We start from the raw sequence: 17,073 nt of genomic DNA on the forward strand, positions 1-17,073 counted from the left end.
TGGCCGGGCCGAGGGATACATCCGGCGGGCAGATCACAAAGCCCTTGGCGCCGTTGGCGGCGAGGCTGTCGATGGCCGACAGGGTTTTCTCGCCATCGGGCACGGCGATCTTGATCACGGTGAAGCCGTGTTCCTTGCCGGCTTTTTCGGCGAAGGCCCATTCGGTCTGGAACCAGGGTTCTTCGGCCTGTTTGACCAGGAAGCCGATTTTTACTTCTTCAGCGGCCAGCAGCAGGCCGCTCAGGCTCATGGCCGACACCGCGACAGCGGCGCAGCAGAGGGAACGCAAACCACGACGACGATTCATAGGGTGACTCCTTGTTGTTGTTTTTGAATGTTCGTTTTAAAGGTTTATCCGGCAAAGCGGTGACAGGGTTTGCCTGGCACGTCGACCTCCATGGCCAGCACCGCGCCATCCAGCGGATGGCCCAAGGGGCTGGCGGCACTGGTGATGTAAAGCGTGGTGAGATCCGGCCCGCCGAACACGCAACTGGTGGGGCGGCTGACGGGCAGCTCGACGATACGATCGACCTCCCCGGCAGGCGTCAGACGCAGCAGGCAACTGCCGTCCCAACGGGCGTTCCAGATATACCCCTCGGCGTCCATGGCCGAGCCGTCAGGCCCGCCCCGCGCGTGCGGGCCGAACCACAGCTGCGCCGGATCAAGCTGACCGTCCGCCTGGATACCGTGCTGATACAGCGTGGCGTCCAGGCTGTCGCCAAAATGCACCTGACGACCGTCGTCGCTCCACAGCAAGGTGTTGGGAATGCCCAGCCCGCTCAGCAACGGCGTGACCGTCGCATCGGCGTCGATGCGAAACAGCCCGCCGGACCGTCGGGTGATGGGCAGGTCTTCACCTTGCTCGCCGATGTTGTTCTGCATGGTGCCCAGCCACAGCCGGCCCTGGGCATCGCAGCGCGCTTCATTGCCACGGTTGCCCGCCTGCGGGTCGGCCACGCACAGCAGGGTCAGCGCTTCGGTGACCAGGTCAAGGCGATACACGCCACTGCTCAAGGTCACCAGCGCGTCACCGCTTGCGCACGGGATAAACGCCGAAACGTGCTCGGGCAATTGCCACACTTGCAGTTGCCCGCCCATCAGGCGCAGCGCCTGTTTGCCGGCGATATTCACCCAGTACAGCGCCTGGGTGGGCGCATCCCAGAACGGCCCCTCGCCCAACTGCGCGCGGTGCGGGGTTACGGCGATTAACGACATGACGCCTCCTGATCCGGGTTGTTTACAGCGCCTCGCGCGACGGCGTGCCGTCCACCAGCCGCTGGATACGCAGCGGGTTGGCATTCTTCAGCGCGTCGGGCAGCAGGCTGTCGGGGTAGTTCTGGAAACACACCGGGCGCAGGAAGCGGTCGATCGCCAGGGTGCCCACCGAGGTGCCACGGGCATCGGACGTCGCCGGGTACGGGCCGCCGTGCACCATCGAGTCGCAGACTTCCACGCCGGTCGGGTAGCCATTGAGCAGGATGCGCCCGACTTTCTGCTCCAGCAGTGGCGTGAGTTCGGCGAACTGTTGCAGGTCGGCCGGCTCGCCGATCACCGTCGCGGTGAGTTGACCGTGCAGGCCGTGCAGGGCAGCGCTGAGTTGCGCCTGGTCAGCGACCTCGACGAATACGGTAGTCGGGCCGAACACTTCTTCCTGCAGCACTTCATCGCCATCGATCAGCAGGCTCGCGTCGGCCTTGAACAGTTGCGGCTGTGCCTGGTTACCGGACTGAGCAGTGCCCGCCAAGTGGTGGATGCCAGGATGCGCCAGGAGCTTTTCCAGGCCTTTGCCATAGCTGCCCAGGGTGCCGGCATTGAGCATGGTTTGCGCCGGTTGTTCGCCGATCAATTGCGCCACCTGCTGGGTGAACGCGGTAAAGGCCGGCGACGCAATGCCGATCACCAGGCCCGGGTTGGTGCAGAACTGGCCGCACCCCTGCACCACCGAGGCAGTGAGGTCGCGGGCAACGGTGTCAGCGCGGGCCGCGAGTGCCTGGGGCAGCACGATCACCGGGTTGATGCTCGACATCTCGGCAAACACCGGGATCGGTTGCGGGCGCGCCGCCGCCATGTCGCACAGTGCGCGGCCGCCCTTGAGCGAGCCGGTAAAGCCCACAGCCTGGATCGCCGGGTGCTTGACCAACGCTTCGCCGACACCGCCGCCGAAGATCATATTGAACACACCGGCCGGCATCTCGGTGGCCTCGGCCGCACGGATGATCGCATTGGCGACCTGCTCGGCCGTGGCCATGTGGCCGCTGTGGGCCTTGAATACTACCGGGCAACCGGCGGCCAGCGCCGCGGCGGTGTCGCCGCCGGCGGTGGAGAATGCCAGCGGAAAGTTGCTCGCCCCGAACACCGCGACCGGGCCAAGGCCGATGCGGTATTGGCGCAGGTCCGGGCGCGGCATGGGCTGACGGTCCGGCAGTGCCTTGTCGATTCGCGCACCATAGAAGTCGCCCCGGCGCAGCACCGTGGCGAACAGGCGCATCTGGCCGCTGGTACGCCCGCGCTCACCCTTGATACGCGCGGCCGGCAGTGCGGTTTCGCGGCTTACCAGCTCGATGAAGTTGTCGCTCAGCCCATCCAGCTCATCGGCGATCGCATCGAGGAACTGCGCGCGGCGTGCGGCGCTCAAGGCACGGTAAGCCGGGTAAGCCTGGGCGGCGGCTTGGGCGGCGGCGTCGACCTCCTCGGGGGTGGCCTGGTAGAAATCCTGGGGCAAGGCCTCGCCGGTGGTCGCGTCGACGCTGTGCAGCTTGACGCTGCCGTTGGCGCTGCGCTGGCCGCCGATGTAGTTGTGGCCGAGGTACTGGGTCATGGTGAGGTCTCCTTTAAAGGGTGATGACGTTGCCGGGTTCGAAGGCCGCAGCGCTGCTGCCGACACGGTTGACCAGCGGCGCGCCGAATTCGGCCTGGCTGATCTCGAACACATCGCCGGCCTGGGTACGTATACCGTCGGCGAATGACAGCGTGGCGGTGCCGAAGAAATGAATGTGCACGTCGCCGGGCTTGAGGAACTGGCGATACTTGAAGTGGTGGTATTCAAGATTTTCCAGGCTGTGGCACATATTGGCCTCGCCGCTGAGGAATTCGTTCCGCCAGATTTCTTCACCGTTGCGCAGAATGCGGCTGGTGCCGGCCAGATGCTGGGGCAGTTCGCCCACGCGCAACTCCGGGCCGTAGCTGCAACTGCGCAGTTTGGAATGGGCCAGGTAAAGGTAGTTCTTGCGCTCCATGATGTGGTCGGAGAACTCGTTACCCACCGCAAACCCGAGGCGATATGGCTTGCTGTCGGGACCGATGACATACAGGCCACCGATCTCCGGTTCTTCACCGGCGTCTTCGGCAAACGGCGGCACCGGGAAGGCTTCGCCCGGGCGCACCACGGTGCTGCCGTCGCCCTTGTAGAACCACTCCGGTTGCACGCCCGCCTGACCGGCTGCGGGTTTGCCGCCCTCCACGCCCCATTTGAAAATGCGCATGGTGTCGGTCATCGCACCTTCGTCGCCGGCCTGCTGGTGCATCTTGTCGCGCGCCGAGGCACTGCCCAGGTGGGTCAGGCCGGTGCCGCTGATCAGCATATGCGCCGGGTCCGGGTGGTCCAGCGGCGGCAGGACCTTCAGGTCGGCGAGCAGTGCCGGGTAGTCGTGGCTGTCGCCCAGGCCCAGGCGCTCGACCTGCTGCGCCAGGCCCACGCCTGCGTCGATGGCCGCCAGGGCCAAGTCGCGCACGCTGTGGGCGCCCTGCACTTCACGCAAGGTGTCGCCGTCGACAACGCCGACACGACGCTCACCGTTGTGCAATTCGAACTGGACTAAACGCATGTGAATTCTCCTGAGTTAAGTACGTGTGGCGCCACGGGCGCTGGCGGCGAACTGGTCGACAGGCAGTACATGTCGGCGTTCGAGCAGACGATAGACCACCAGAGTCAGCACCAGCCCGAACAGCATCACCGCAGACAAAAAGTACAGGCCCGACGCCAGATTACCGGTGTATTCCTTCAGCGCGCCGATCACGAACGGGCCGATGTAGCCACCGAGGTTGCCCACCGAGTTGATCAGCGCAATGCCCGCCGCCGCACTGGCGCCGGCAAAGAACCGCCCGGGCAAGGTCCAGAACACCGCCGTGCAGGAAAACATCGCGAACGCCGCCAGGCACAGCGCGGCCATCTGCAACACGGGCGCACTCAGCCAGGCGCTGAAGAACAGGCCGATGGCGCCCAACACGTAGAGCACGGCGAGGTGACCGTAGCGATCATTGAGTCGGTCGGAGCTGCGCGGTATGAGCAGCAGGCCGATGATGCCGAATAGATAGGGCACGGCGGAGATAAAGCCGGTGGTGAGGTCGCTGCCGCCGAACTGCTTGATCAGGGTCGGCAGCCACAGGCCCAGGCCGTAGATGCTCAGGGTCACAGGCAGGTAGAACAGCGCCAGCAGCAGCACGCGCGCGTCCTTGAGGGCATGCAACGGGTTGCCGTGACGGGTCTGGCCGTAGGCTTGCAGGTCTTTGGCCAGCTCGCCGCTGAGCCAGGCTTTTTCGTCCTCGCTCATCCACTTGACCTGATGCGGGCCGTCCGGCAGGTAGCGCAGCACCGGCCAGGTGAGCAGGAGCGCCGGGGTGCCGATCACGATGAACAGCCATTGCCAGCCGTGCAGGCCGAGGATGCCGTCCATGCCGAGCAGACCGCCGGACACGGGGCCGGTGATCATCATCGCAATCGGCTGGGACAGGATGAACAGCCCGAGGATCTTGCCGCGATGGCGCACCGGGAACCACTGGGTGATGTAGTAAAGCACTCCGGGAAAGAACCCCGCCTCCGCCGCGCCGAGCAGAAAGCGCATCACGTAGAAGCTGTGCGGGCCTTGCACGAAGGCCATGCCGATGGTGATGGCACCCCAGGTAATCATGATGCGCGCGAACCAGCGCCGCGCGCCGAAGCGGTCGAGCATCAGGTTGCTGGGAATCTCGAACAGGAAGTAGCCAATGAAGAACAGCCCCGCGCCCAGGCCGTAGGCCGCGTCGCCGATGCCCACGTCGGCGCCCATGTGCAGCTTGGCAAAACCCACGGCGGAACGGTCCACGTAAGCGATCAGGTACAGCAGGATCAGAAAGGGAATCAGTTTCAGCGTGATGCGCCGAATAAGCCGCAGTTCCTGGCTCATGGGGGTCGATCTCCGTTTGTTGTTCTTATAGAAGCTCGGGGACGCCTCTGGCGAAAAAACGCCAGGGTCATACCTCAATTGAAGCTGACTATATAGTAGGACTATTTACAAAACAACACTTCCAAAGCTGTGAATTTGCGCTTATGTTTAGCCGCAGATAGAACATATAGTCATACAATAAGAGAATCGATCATGCCTGACAAAAAGCCCGGCCTACGCTCCGCCCAGTGGTTTGGTACCGCCGACAAGAACGGCTTCATGTACCGCAGCTGGATGAAGAATCAGGGCATCGCCGACCATCAGTTCCATGGCAAGCCGATCATCGGTATCTGCAATACCTGGTCGGAGCTGACCCCGTGCAACGCGCATTTCCGCCAGATTGCCGAGCACGTCAAGCGCGGCGTGATCGAGGCCGGCGGCTTCCCGGTGGAGTTCCCGGTGTTCTCCAACGGCGAATCCAACCTGCGCCCCACCGCCATGCTGACCCGCAACCTGGCGAGCATGGACGTGGAAGAAGCCATTCGCGGCAACCCGATTGACGGCGTGGTGCTGCTGACCGGCTGCGACAAGACCACCCCGGCGCTGCTGATGGGCGCCGCCAGTTGTGACGTGCCGGCCATCGTGGTTACCGGCGGGCCGATGCTCAACGGCAAGCACAAGGGTCAGGACATCGGTTCGGGCACCGTGGTGTGGCAGCTCAGTGAACAGGTCAAGGCCGGCACCATTACCCTGGATGATTTCCTCGCGGCCGAAGCCGGCATGTCGCGTTCGGCAGGCACCTGCAACACCATGGGCACCGCTTCGACCATGGCCTGCATGGCCGAGGCGCTGGGCACGTCGCTGCCGCACAACGCGGCGATCCCGGCGGTGGATGCGCGACGTTATGTACTGGCGCACATGTCCGGCATGCGCGCGGTGGAGATGGTGCGCGAAGACTTGCGGCTGTCGAAGATCCTCACCAAAGAGGCGTTCGAGAACGCGATCCGCGTGAACGCGGCCATCGGCGGTTCGACCAACGCGGTGATCCACTTGAAGGCCATTGCCGGGCGCATCGGTGTCGAACTCGACCTGGACGACTGGACCCGCATCGGCCGGGGCATGCCGACCATTGTCGACCTGCAGCCCTCGGGCCGCTTCCTGATGGAAGAGTTCTATTACGCCGGCGGCCTGCCGGCGGTGCTGCGCCGCCTGGGTGAAGCCAATCTGATCCCGCACCCGAACGCGCTGACCGTCAACGGCAAGTCCCTGGGCGAGAACACCAAGGACTCGCCGATCTACGGCCAGGACGAGGTGATCCGCACCCTCGGCAACCCAATCCGCGCCGACGGCGGCATTTGCGTGCTGCGCGGCAACCTGGCGCCGCTGGGTGCGGTGCTCAAGCCCTCGGCGGCGAGTGCCGAGCTGATGCAACATCGCGGCCGCGCGGTGGTGTTCGAGAACTTCGACATGTACAAGGCGCGCATCAACGACCCGGAACTGGACGTGGATGCCAACTCGATCCTGGTGATGAAGAACTGCGGGCCCAAGGGTTATCCGGGCATGGCCGAGGTGGGCAACATGGGCTTGCCGGCCAAGCTGCTGGCCCAGGGTGTGACGGACATGGTGCGTATTTCCGATGCACGCATGAGCGGCACCGCGTACGGCACGGTGGTGTTGCACGTGGCTCCTGAAGCCGCTGCGGGCGGGCCGCTGGCCACGGTGCAGGAAGGTGACTGGATCGAACTGGACTGCGCCAATGGCCGCCTGCACCTGGACATCTCCGACGCCGAACTGGCGGCGCGCATGGCCGACCTCAAGCCTGCGCAGAACCTGATCGTCGGCGGCTATCGCCAGCTGTACATCGACCATGTGCTGCAGGCGGACCAGGGCTGCGACTTCGACTTTCTGGTGGGTTGCCGCGGTGCGGAAGTCCCACGGCACTCCCATTAATCGGGATGTTATGATGCGCCGAATCTAAGCCAGAGCCTGCCTGTCGTTATGGATCACCAGCCGCCCAAGCCGCGCAAAAGCATGCATGCCCAGATCGTTCAGGACTTGGGCATGCACATCGTCTCCGGTCGCTTCAAGCCCGAAGAGCGGCTGCCCATGGAAGCCACGCTGTGCGAGGAATACAGGGTCAGCCGCTCGGTCCTGCGCGAGGCCACCCGGGTGCTGAGTGCCAAGGGCCTGGTGTATTCCAAACCACGGGTGGGCGCGGTGGTGCGACCCCGGCTGAAGTGGCACCTGCTCGACCCGGACGTGTTGTCCTGGTTGATGCAGTCCACGCCCCACAGTGAGTTTTTCAACACGCTGGCCGGCGTGCGGCGCATCCTCGAACCGGAAATCGCCGCGATGGCCGCGACCACTGCCACCGACGAAGACATCGCCGGCATCGAGCAGGCCTACCAGGGCATGGAAACCGCGAAAACCCACGACGAACTGCTGCAGGCCGACCTGGATTTCCACCGCGCCATCGCCGACGCCACGCGTAACGACCTGCTTGCCTACATGTGCAACATGCTGTCGCTGCCGTTGCGCGAATCGATCAACATCACCAACCGCCGCCCGGATATCCAGGGCCTGAGCCTGCCCCGGCACAAGGCAATCCTCACCGCGATCCAGAACCGCGACGCCCTCGGCGCGCGGCACGCCTCGCTGGTGCAACTGGATGACACCCGCGTGGCGCTGGATACGGTGATGAACGTGTTGACGCCGCTTTAGACTGGCTCCCGGCCCTGTGGGAACAGGGTTTTCGTGGCGAGCAGGCTTGTCCTGCGTTGGGCTGAGCAGCAGCCCCAAAACCAGGCGCTGAGCCGTATCAGGTACACCGCGTTTTCCTTGATTGGGGGCGCTTCGCACCCCAACGCGGGGCAAGCCCGCTCGCCACAGCAAGCCTACTTGCCACAATAAGCCCGCGCGTCATGGAGATAAGGGTCAGAGGGTGTAGGAGATTCCCACCTGCACGGTGCGTGGCTCACCCGGATACGCATAGAAGTTCAGGAACGAACCCTCTTCGTACTCACGGTTGAACAGGTTCTTCACGTCCAGGTTCAGCCTGACCTTGTCATTGACCTTGTAGTAACCGAGCAGGTCAACCACGGTGTAGGACCCCATGGTGAACGTCGAGTTGCTGGTCTGCCCGGCACGTTCGGCGACGTACTTTCCGCCTGCGCCAAGACCCAGCCCCTTGAGCGTGCCGTCCTGGAACTCATACACGTTGAGCAGGCTGAAGCTGTTGCGCGGAATGTTGGCCAGGCGCGTGCCGGTGCGCACCGTGGTGTCCTTGGTAACGGCGGCATCCACGTAGGCATAGCCGCCGATCACCCGCCACTCCTGGGTCAGGTTGCCGGCCACGTTCAGGTCGAACCCGCGGCTGCGCACCTGGCCCGTCGCGACGTTGAAGGCTGAGTCGAGCGGGTCGGTGCCCTGCACGTTTTTCTTCTCGATCTGGTAGATCGCCGCGTCGACGCTCAACTGCTCCAGCGCCTCCCACTTGACGCCCATCTCATAGGACTTGCCCTGCTCCGGATCGAACCCGCCACCCAGGCGGCTGGCCCCGGTGTTGGGCTTGAACGAACGCGCGGCATCGGCGTAAAGGGCGACGGTGTCGGTCAGGTCGTACATGATGCCGACCCGTGGAGTGACGGCGTTGTCGGCCGCATCCCAGGGTTTCACGCCCGGCACATAGGACGTGTACTGATGCTCGAAACGCTCGAAACGTGCGCCGGCCAACACGCGCAGGCGTTCGGTCAACGCCACCTGGTCCTGGACGAACGCGGCGTAGGTCTTGAGGTTTTCCTTGTCGTGGGTGGGGGTGCGGGTCAGCGCCGGACGCGGCTGGCCGTAGACCGGGTTGAAGATATCGATGGGGAACGTGCCCGCCTCCGCGCTGGAACGCTGGATGATTGACTTGTAGTCGTAGTCTTCGTATTCCACACCGGTCAGCAGGGTGTGCTCGAAACCGCCGGTGGAGAAGTGCCCGGTCAGGTTGAGCTGGTAGTCCTGGTCGGTCCATTCCAGCTTGCGGTAGTTGAAGTTGCGTTGCAGGGTGCGGCCGTCGGCGCCCAGGCTGGTGGGGTTGTTCGCCTCCACGCCGTCGCCCTTCATGGTGCCGTCCAGCCACTGGACTCCGCCGCCGAGGGTCCAGTTGTCGTTGAGCATGTGCTCGAAACGCAGTTGGGCCATGTTGTTGTCGTTGTGCAGGTCGCCGGCGTACTTTTCGCCCCAGAAGGTGTCGCGTGACGGCGTGCTGCGCTGGTTGGCGAAGCGGGTCAGGCCGCGATCCAGCGGGTGGTTGTTGCGGATGAAGTCGCCTTCGAAAATCACCTTGGTGGCGTCGTTGGCCTGCCAGGTCAGCACCGGGGCCACGCCATAACGTTCGGTGGAGACATGGTCGCGGAAGGTATCACCGCCCTCGCCCACCACGTTGAGTCGATAGGCCAGGCGGCCATCGTCATCCAGCGGGCCAGACGCATCGAGGGTGCCGCGCTTCATGCCCTGGTCATCGAGCTGGCTGCCCAAGGTGACGGTACGCTCGGGCAAGGGTTGCTTGGACACCACGTTGAAGGTGCCGCCGGGATCGCCGCGCCCGTAGAGCATGGTCGCTGGCCCGCGCAGCACTTCGAGGCGTTCGATGGTGTTGGCGTCCGGCATGGCCGGGTAGCCACGGTTGATCGGGAAACCGTTGCGGTAGAACTCGGCGGTGGTAAAGCCGCGCACGGTGAAACTGGTGAGGCCCTGACCGCCAAAGTTGTTGGCCCGACCCACGCCGCCGGCGTAGTCAAGGGCTTCCTGCAGGCGCGTGGCGCCGATGTCTTCGACCACATCCTTGGGCACCACGCTGATGGACTGCGGGGTTTCATGAATCGAGGTGTCGGTTCGCGTCGCACTGGCCGAGCGGGTGGCGCGGTAGCCCTTGACCGGCCCCTGTGCGGTTTCGTAGTCGGCGGCGCCAGTCACATTGGTGGCCTGCAGCTCGATACTGGCCTTGTCGGCGGGAGCCTCCTCTGCCCAGGTGAACGGGGAAAACGCCTGAAGCACACAGATGGAAATCAGGGTACGACGCATGAATACGAACCTAGTAAAAGAGCCAGATGGGGCGGCATCCCTGCCAATTTCGAGGCGCATGGTATATCAACGCATTCTCGTTTGATATGAATTCTCATTTGTTATTTTTCGAGTGTCCACTTTGTATCAAAGGTTCTACCAAAGAAAATCCGCGCAAAAAAAAGCCACTCGATCGAGTGGCTCATGCAGCGGTGCAGCTCGCCTCAGCGATAACGCTCAAGCCAATGCGCGTATGGCGCCGGCAAGGTCCACGAGGCGTTTTCCACACCCAGCTCCTTGGCGGCAAAGTACGCCCAGTGCGGATCGGCCAGGTGCGCGCGGCCTACCGAGACCAGGTCCAACTGACCATTTTGCAAGGCCGCTTCGGCCAAGTGCGGCATGCCGAAGCCCCAGGCAGAGGTCACAGGAATACCGGCTTCGCGGCGTACGCGCTCGGCCACTGGGCCAAGAAAGGCCGGGCCCCATGGAATGTGGGTGTCAGGAATGGTGAAACCCACGCTGACGCTGAGCAAATCCAGGCCACCAGCCTTGAAGCGGCGGGCCAGTTCGATGGATTCGGTGAGGGTCTGCTCGTCGCGACCGTCGTACTCGATCACGCCGAAACGCGCGGTCAGTGGCAAGTTTTCCGGCCAGACTTCGCGCACGGCGGCCAGGGTTTCCAGAAGGAAACGGCTGCGATTGTCGAAGCTGCCGCCGTAGGCGTCGGTACGCTGGTTGGAATGCTCGGAGAAAAAGCTCTGGCCCAGGTAACCGTGGGCGAAGTGCAGCTCGATCCACTCAAAGCCGGCGTCACGGGCGCGGCGCGCGGCGTCGACAAAGTCCTGCTTGACGCGGGCGATGTCGTCCAGGGTCATGGCGCGCGGAACGTTGGGCAAGTTGGCACCAAAGGCAATCGCCGACGGCGCGATGGTTTCCCAGCTGCGCGCGTCGGAGGGCGGCATGTGGTCATCGCCTTCCCACGGGCGGTTGGCGCTGGCTTTGCGGCCGGCGTGGGCAATCTGGATGCCCGGCACGGCACCAGCGGCCTTGATCGCCTTGACCATCGGCACGAAAGCCTGCGCGTGCGCATCGCTCCAGATACCGGCGCAGCCCGGCGTGATGCGCCCTTCCGGCGAGACTGCGGTGGCTTCAACCACCAGCAACCCGGCGCCGCCACGGGCCATGCTGGCCAGGTGCACGTGATGCCAATCGTTAACCATGCCGTCATCGGCGCTGTATTGGCACATGGGAGGGATCGCAATGCGATTGCGCAGTGTCACATCCTTGAGCGTGAACGGTTCGAACAGTGCAGACATCGGGAAACTCCAGAAGCGAAGTGGGTAATTCGATAGTTCGATGGTAATCGAACTATGGTATTCGGCGCTACCCCCCTGTTATGATCCGCCGCCATGCGAGCCTTCAAACACCCCGCCGTGCAAGACCTCACACTCGAGCGCCTGCTGTATGCCCTGAGTGACCCCGTGCGCCTGGATATCGTGCGCTGCCTGGCCGGGGTTCCCGAGGCCTCCTGCGGCGAACTGGACGGCGGGCGGCCCAAGTCGAGCATGTCCCACCACTTCCGCGTGTTGCGTGACGCCGGCCTGGTACACACCCGCAGCGTCGGCACTACCCACATGAACTCGCTGCGCCGCGATGAACTGGAAACGCGCTTTCCCGGGCTGCTGGCGAGCATTCTGGCCCAGGGCTGAGTCAGGCCCTGGTGATCACGCGATTGTCCGCGTCGCTGCACTGCGCCTGTACCGGGGCGCCGTCCAGGTAGACGCAGTCCTTGCCGTTGCGCTTGGCCATATACAGGTTGCGGTCTGCATTTTTGAGCACCGTCGACACATCATCCCCCGCCGCGAAGCCGGTCATGCCTGCGCTGCACGTGTAGTGATGGGGCGGCGCAACGCTGCCGCGAATGTTGTGCAACAGGCGCAACGCAAACGCACTGGCCACTGAAGGGTCATCCCCCACCAGCAACACGCCGAACTCCTCACCGCCGATGCGGCCGAAACTGTGGCTCCCAGGGGTGGCCTTGAGGCAATCGGCCATGGCGCACAAAATCCTGTCGCCGACATCGTGGCCGAACTGGTCGTTCTTGAGCTTGAAACTGTCAATGTCCAGCATCAGAAAATAGCCGCTCTCCCCTGCGGCTATCAACTTGGCGAAACTTTCCATCAGCGCGCGCCGGTTGAGAATGGAGGTGAGGTAGTCCGTCTGCGCAAGCACGCGAAACTCGCTTTCCACCAGCAGCACGGACCGCAGGTTCTTCAGGTAGGAAAAACTCAGGATGAAACCGATCGACACCGATGCGGCGCAAAAGATGAACAGGTAGACCTGCGCGCCCTCGTAAAACGATTCTGAGAGGATTGGCCACATCACCGCCCACACCAGCGCCGCGCAGATCAAAAAGTCCTGTACCGAGATAAACAGCAGCGCACTGCTGACCACCAGGGTCACCGCCAGCGGCAAGGCAAATACCCGCAGTTCCAGGTTGGCGCCGATCACGTGAAAGAAACCAACGCACAGCAACACCATGTACACCACGCCCAGCACCCGCCAGGCGAAAAAGTTGGTGACCACGCGGTGGCATCCGCACACTAGCAGCAGACCCAGCGTGACCAGTCCCTCCGGCACGCCGGACGCCTTCAGCGGCCCGGCCAGCAACACGCCCAGCCAGGCGATGATGCCGATCAGTTCGGCCTGGGTCACCGCCGGCGACAACAGACGTTGCATGCGCGGCCTGAGTTTCACGTTATTCGGCATCTTTCACTCCCTGTGCGCTGGCGGTCTACGTGCGTTTGGCATGACTCAGTTTAAGACTGTGCAAGCAAGTGGCAAATGAATACGCCATGAAACGGCGGACCAGATATATAAAGGGCGGCAACACTTCCAGTTGGGTTTTGGAATGAACCTTGAAATACCCCCGATCGGCACCTTCCTGAACCAGGCGAATGACATGGGTCTTGGAGACCGACAGTTGCTCGGCGATCGACAAATACGAAGACACGCGGAAACTTGCGCCCGAATTATCCTGCGCACAGGCATCGTTATAAATCGCCAGCATTAACATATGCCCGCCATCGCGCTTGAGCAGCCAATAACAATCGGGCAGCAATAGATCAATCGACAGATCATTGTCGAGCAGCGTCGCATACCCCTTGAAATAACGGGACAGGTAGGCGTGATCATCCAACTGCCCCACGCCCGCAAAAATGCCCTGCCCGGGACACATCATCTGCGTCGGTTCCACCACCGACCGAAGCAGCGACCTGACCTCCTGACAGGCCTGGGGCGACGGTCCGAATACCCGCAGACGGCTGTCATCCGGATGCCCCGCCACCTGCATGAACCCCAATGCGCGAAACAGCAGGAATATCGACTCAAGGCTGTTTCGGGAAGAAAAGCCGCGTGCCACACAAAACTCTTTCACCTCGGAAAGAAGCGGCTCCGGTTTGGAAAAATAAGTACTCAATAAGGTAAACGACACCATCAAACGATTGAACTTCAACGCCGTCTTATAGAAAAACGCTCTTTTTGAATAGGTCTCCAGCAACATCTTGTAATGAATACGGATGCACGCCTCAAGTTTCACATGTTGCTCAAACGTTTGCACCGATTCTTCCATCGCCAACTTCAAAGAACTGCCACACATGAGAAAAAGCCCTGATCAAACAACTTGGATGCACTGATCTCAATTGCAGTACCGATAATGGCGTTTTGCCTTGAGCGCAATCTATAGCGATTAAACAAGCGGACCGCGTCGTTACCAAAATTGTTCCGCAACAGCCGGGCGGCTTAACCGTTTCAGTCCCGCGCCGAACCTTCCCGGCAAGCTGGCGTCCGAGCTAGAGCATAGTCGTTCACCGCCCCGCTGCGAGGTCCCCATTTGAAAGCCGCCATCCTCAAAAAATACCGCCTGATCATCAAGACCATGGGCTACGTGGGCTGGTCCCTGTTCTGGCTGTTGTTGTGGGATATCGCCGTGACGGTGGACTTCATGCTGTTCCTCAACGCCAAGGTCAACCTGCCGCTGATGCCGCTCACGCTGCTGGGTTCGGCGTTGATCGTGCTGATCAGCTTTCGTAACAGCAGTGCCTACAACCGCTGGTGGGAAGCACGCACCCTGTGGGGGGCGATGGTCAACAACTCGCGCAGCTTCGCGCGTCAGGTGCTGACCCTGCTTGACGATCCCGACAGTGAAGTGAACCCGATCAAATCCACCTTGTTGCGTCGGCATGTGGCCTACGTGAACTGCCTGGCCGCGCACCTCAGGGGCCAACCCTGCCCAAACGAGGTCCGTGCGTTCATTCCCGCCGAAGAGTTCGCGCGCAATGGCGCCACCAACAACTTTGCCAACGACATTCTCACCGGCTCTGCGGCGATCCTGTCGCGCGAATACAAGGCCGGGCATCTGGACAGCATTCGCCTGGCGCGGATCGAATCGACGCTGGTCGATCTCTCCAACGCCCAGGGTGGCATGGAACGCATCGCCAATACGCCACTGCCCTACCCCTACGTGTACTTTCCACGGCTGTTCATCTCGCTGTTCTGCCTGATCGTGCCGGTAGGCCTGGTGGAATCCCTGGGCTGGTTCACGCCGCTGGCCTCCACCGTGGTGGGCTTCATGCTGCTGGCCATCGAACGCATCGGCACCGACCTGCAAAGCCCGTTCCGCTCCAGCGAACACCAGATCCAGATGGAAGCGATCTGCGAAACCATCGAGAAAAACCTGCAATCGATGCGCCGTGACACCCTCGCCGACACCACCATCGGCTGATCGCCCTCTGCCCCTCAAGTGAATGCCCCCTCGGTCGATAAACCGGGGGTACGCATGGCAATTCCCCCTCAAAACAGCCCATGCGACATTCAGCGCTAGCGTTTCCCCTTGCCAAAACTATAAATATCCGCGGGTGAAGTCATGAATATCAAGCAGAAGCTGACCTGGGCGTTCGCGGCTATCGCGTGCGTGCCGGTGATCCTCGTCGCGGTGTTGGTCGTTCTCAATGCGCGCGAGGGGGCCAAGGCCAATTTCCTCGACAGCAGCGGTCGGGAAATCCGTCAGATCGACAATGGCATGAAGCAGTTCTTCGACGGCATCACCCAGAACGTCGATTACGTGGCCAAGGACCCGCGCGTGGTCACGGCCAAAGACCTCAAGAGCTATGTTGGCGCCGATGCCGCGAAACTCCCGCTGACCGCGACCAATCAGGAACTGCTGGCGATTTTCGATCAGTTCGCCAAAAGCCATCCCAGCACCGCCTATCTGTCCCTGGGCCTGAGCGACGGCGGCTACGCCAGTTGGCCGGATGACCCCAAGATCAGCAACTACGACCCGCGCCTGCGTCCCTGGTACCAGGCCGCCATCGCCGCGCCCGGCACCACCGTGCGCACGGGCGCCTATTATTGGGCGCCGGACGATGTGGTACTGATCGGCACCGTGCGCACCGTCGCCGATGCCGCAGGCAAAGTGCTTGGCGTGGTTGGCCTGGACGTGTCGCTCAAGCAGCTCACCGAACTGGTGCGCAACATCAAGCTGGGCGACAGCGGCTACCTGATGCTGGTCGAAGCCAGTGGCAACGTGCTGGTCGACCCCAGCGATGCCAAGCACAACTTCAAGCCCCTGGCCGAGCTGGGCCCCAACTACGCTGAACTGTCCAAGCGCGGCGACGGCGTGACCCAGATCGACATCGACGGCGTGCCCTACATGGCCAACGTGGTCAGCTCCAAAGACCTGGGCTGGCGCTTTATCGGCCTGATCAAGCGCGACGAAGTAATGGCCGATGCCACCCGTCTCACCTGGTTGATCGCCGCCATTGCTGCTGCGCTGGCGATTGTCTTCGCCATCGTCGGCGCCAGTTTTGCCAGGGTGATCGTGCGTCCGATTCGCGGCGTCGCCGACGGCCTGCAGGAAATCGCCGAAGGTGAAGGCGACCTCACGCGCCAGCTCAAGGTGCAGGGCAAGGACGAAACCGCCAGTCTCGCCGGTTGGTTCAACCAGTTCCTGGGCATGATCGCGCAGTTGGTGCAGCGCATCGGCAATGCGTCGGCCGACCTGCAGACCGCCGCCGCCGACACCAGCGATGTGGCCAACAACCTCAACCAGGCTGCCGGTCGCCAGCGTGAAGCGGTGGAATTGGTGAGCACCGCGTTCAACGAGATGGTGGCCACTGCCAACGAAGTGGCACGCTCCTGCAGCGCCGCAGCGTCGAGCGCCGACCAAGGCTACCGCGACGTGCACACCGGCGAGCAGCATATCGGCGAAGCCACCGGCAGCGTGCTCAAGCTCAGCGAAGACCTGCAGAAGTCGACGCAGACCATGCAACTGCTGGAGCAGGACAGCCAGAACATCAACACCATCCTCGACACCATCCGCTCGATTGCCGAACAGACCAACCTGCTGGCGCTCAACGCCGCCATCGAAGCCGCGCGCGCCGGTGACCAGGGCCGTGGCTTTGCGGTGGTCGCCGACGAAGTCCGCGCCCTGGCGCGCCGTACGGCTGACTCCACCGGTGAAATCGACAGCCTGCTCGGCAACCTCGCCCGCCGCACCCAGGAAGTGACCCAGCAGATGCAGGGCAGCCTGCAGGTGTCCCACACCAGCGTGGAACGCATCCAGCAGGCCCGCGACAGCTTCGACAAGATCCGTGGCTCGGTGGACTTGATCCGCGACCAGAACACCCAGATCGCCACTGCCGCAGAGGAACAGCACCAAGTGGCCGAGGACATCAACCGCCACATCGCGCAGATCCATGCCGATGCGCAGTTGGTCGAAGGTTTTGCGCATTCGGCGCAGACCGGTTCGGGGCGCTTGACGGATATTTCCGCGCAGCTCAAGGGGCTGGTGGGACGCTTCAAGGTCTAACCGGCCAGGGTGGCGATG

General features: G+C 62.8%; 12 protein-coding genes and 3 pseudogenes. 6 read left to right on the plus strand and 9 right to left on the minus strand.

Going from position 1 to position 17,073, the window contains the following annotated elements:
- From TU75_RS14450 to TU75_RS14470, 5 genes and pseudogenes are all read right to left on the minus strand, one after another.
- Positions 1–307: pseudogene (locus tag TU75_RS14450) on the minus strand (arabinose ABC transporter substrate-binding protein); the annotation flags it as partial.
- Positions 308–351: 44 nt separating this feature from the next.
- On the minus strand, positions 352–1,215 hold the full coding sequence (locus TU75_RS14455; RefSeq protein WP_060549299.1) for an SMP-30/gluconolactonase/LRE family protein: 864 nt from the start codon (positions 1,213–1,215) through the stop codon (positions 352–354).
- A 22-nt stretch (positions 1,216–1,237) separates the two neighbouring features.
- Positions 1,238–2,818: an aldehyde dehydrogenase (NADP(+)) gene (locus TU75_RS14460; RefSeq protein ID WP_060549300.1), complete on the minus strand. Its 1,581-nt coding sequence runs from the start codon at positions 2,816–2,818 to the stop codon at positions 1,238–1,240.
- Between the two features lie 13 nt (positions 2,819–2,831).
- The gene (gene araD1 / locus TU75_RS14465) at positions 2,832–3,824 is read right to left on the minus strand and encodes an AraD1 family protein (RefSeq protein WP_060549301.1); all 993 of its coding nucleotides are present in this window, start codon (positions 3,822–3,824) and stop codon (positions 2,832–2,834) included.
- A gap of 15 nt (positions 3,825–3,839) precedes the next feature.
- The gene (locus tag TU75_RS14470; RefSeq protein ID WP_060549302.1) at positions 3,840–5,162 is read right to left on the minus strand and encodes an MFS transporter; all 1,323 of its coding nucleotides are present in this window, start codon (positions 5,160–5,162) and stop codon (positions 3,840–3,842) included.
- 192 nt (positions 5,163–5,354) lie between these two features.
- Between TU75_RS14470 and TU75_RS14475 the strand changes: the two genes are divergently transcribed.
- Together TU75_RS14475 and TU75_RS14480 are read left to right on the plus strand one after the other, a co-directional pair.
- Positions 5,355–7,091, plus strand: a complete 1,737-nt coding sequence (locus tag TU75_RS14475) for an IlvD/Edd family dehydratase (RefSeq protein ID WP_060549303.1) — start codon at positions 5,355–5,357, stop codon at positions 7,089–7,091.
- A gap of 48 nt (positions 7,092–7,139) precedes the next feature.
- Positions 7,140–7,862: a FadR/GntR family transcriptional regulator gene (locus TU75_RS14480; protein WP_060549304.1), complete on the plus strand. Its 723-nt coding sequence runs from the start codon at positions 7,140–7,142 to the stop codon at positions 7,860–7,862.
- 213 nt (positions 7,863–8,075) lie between these two features.
- Here TU75_RS14480 and TU75_RS14485 read toward each other — a convergent pair whose 3' ends face one another.
- Positions 8,076–10,208 carry a TonB-dependent siderophore receptor gene (locus TU75_RS14485; protein ID WP_060549305.1) on the minus strand — a complete coding sequence of 711 codons (2,133 nt, stop codon included), beginning with the start codon at positions 10,206–10,208 and terminating at the stop codon, positions 8,076–8,078.
- A gap of 203 nt (positions 10,209–10,411) precedes the next feature.
- Complete coding sequence (locus TU75_RS14490; protein WP_060549306.1) at positions 10,412–11,503, minus strand: NADH:flavin oxidoreductase/NADH oxidase; 1,092 nt, start codon at positions 11,501–11,503, stop codon at positions 10,412–10,414.
- A 93-nt stretch (positions 11,504–11,596) separates the two neighbouring features.
- Here TU75_RS14490 and TU75_RS14495 point away from each other — a divergent pair, with 93 nt between their 5' ends.
- The gene (locus TU75_RS14495; protein WP_015372315.1) at positions 11,597–11,896 is read left to right on the plus strand and encodes an ArsR/SmtB family transcription factor; all 300 of its coding nucleotides are present in this window, start codon (positions 11,597–11,599) and stop codon (positions 11,894–11,896) included.
- Between the two features lies 1 nt (position 11,897).
- Here TU75_RS14495 and TU75_RS14500 read toward each other — a convergent pair whose 3' ends face one another.
- Positions 11,898–12,956, minus strand: coding sequence for a GGDEF domain-containing protein (locus TU75_RS14500; protein WP_060549307.1), 1,059 nt, complete (start codon positions 12,954–12,956; stop codon positions 11,898–11,900).
- A 25-nt stretch (positions 12,957–12,981) separates the two neighbouring features.
- Positions 12,982–13,818 carry a hypothetical protein gene (locus TU75_RS14505; protein ID WP_060549308.1) on the minus strand — a complete coding sequence of 279 codons (837 nt, stop codon included), beginning with the start codon at positions 13,816–13,818 and terminating at the stop codon, positions 12,982–12,984.
- Positions 13,819–14,079: 261 nt separating this feature from the next.
- Between TU75_RS14505 and TU75_RS14510 the strand changes: the two genes are divergently transcribed.
- The 3 genes and pseudogenes from TU75_RS14510 to TU75_RS28580 all read left to right on the plus strand — a co-directional run.
- The gene (locus tag TU75_RS14510; protein ID WP_060549309.1) at positions 14,080–14,970 is read left to right on the plus strand and encodes a bestrophin family protein; all 891 of its coding nucleotides are present in this window, start codon (positions 14,080–14,082) and stop codon (positions 14,968–14,970) included.
- Between the two features lie 141 nt (positions 14,971–15,111).
- Positions 15,112–16,194, plus strand: a pseudogene (locus TU75_RS28575) (cache domain-containing protein); the annotation flags it as partial.
- Positions 16,195–16,539: 345 nt separating this feature from the next.
- Positions 16,540–17,055 (plus strand): annotated as a pseudogene (locus TU75_RS28580) (methyl-accepting chemotaxis protein); the annotation flags it as partial.
- Between the last annotated feature and the right edge of the window lie 18 nt (positions 17,056–17,073).

This window comes from Pseudomonas poae (assembly GCF_001439785.1).
Taxonomy (GTDB): Bacteria; Pseudomonadota; Gammaproteobacteria; order Pseudomonadales; family Pseudomonadaceae; genus Aquipseudomonas; species Aquipseudomonas poae.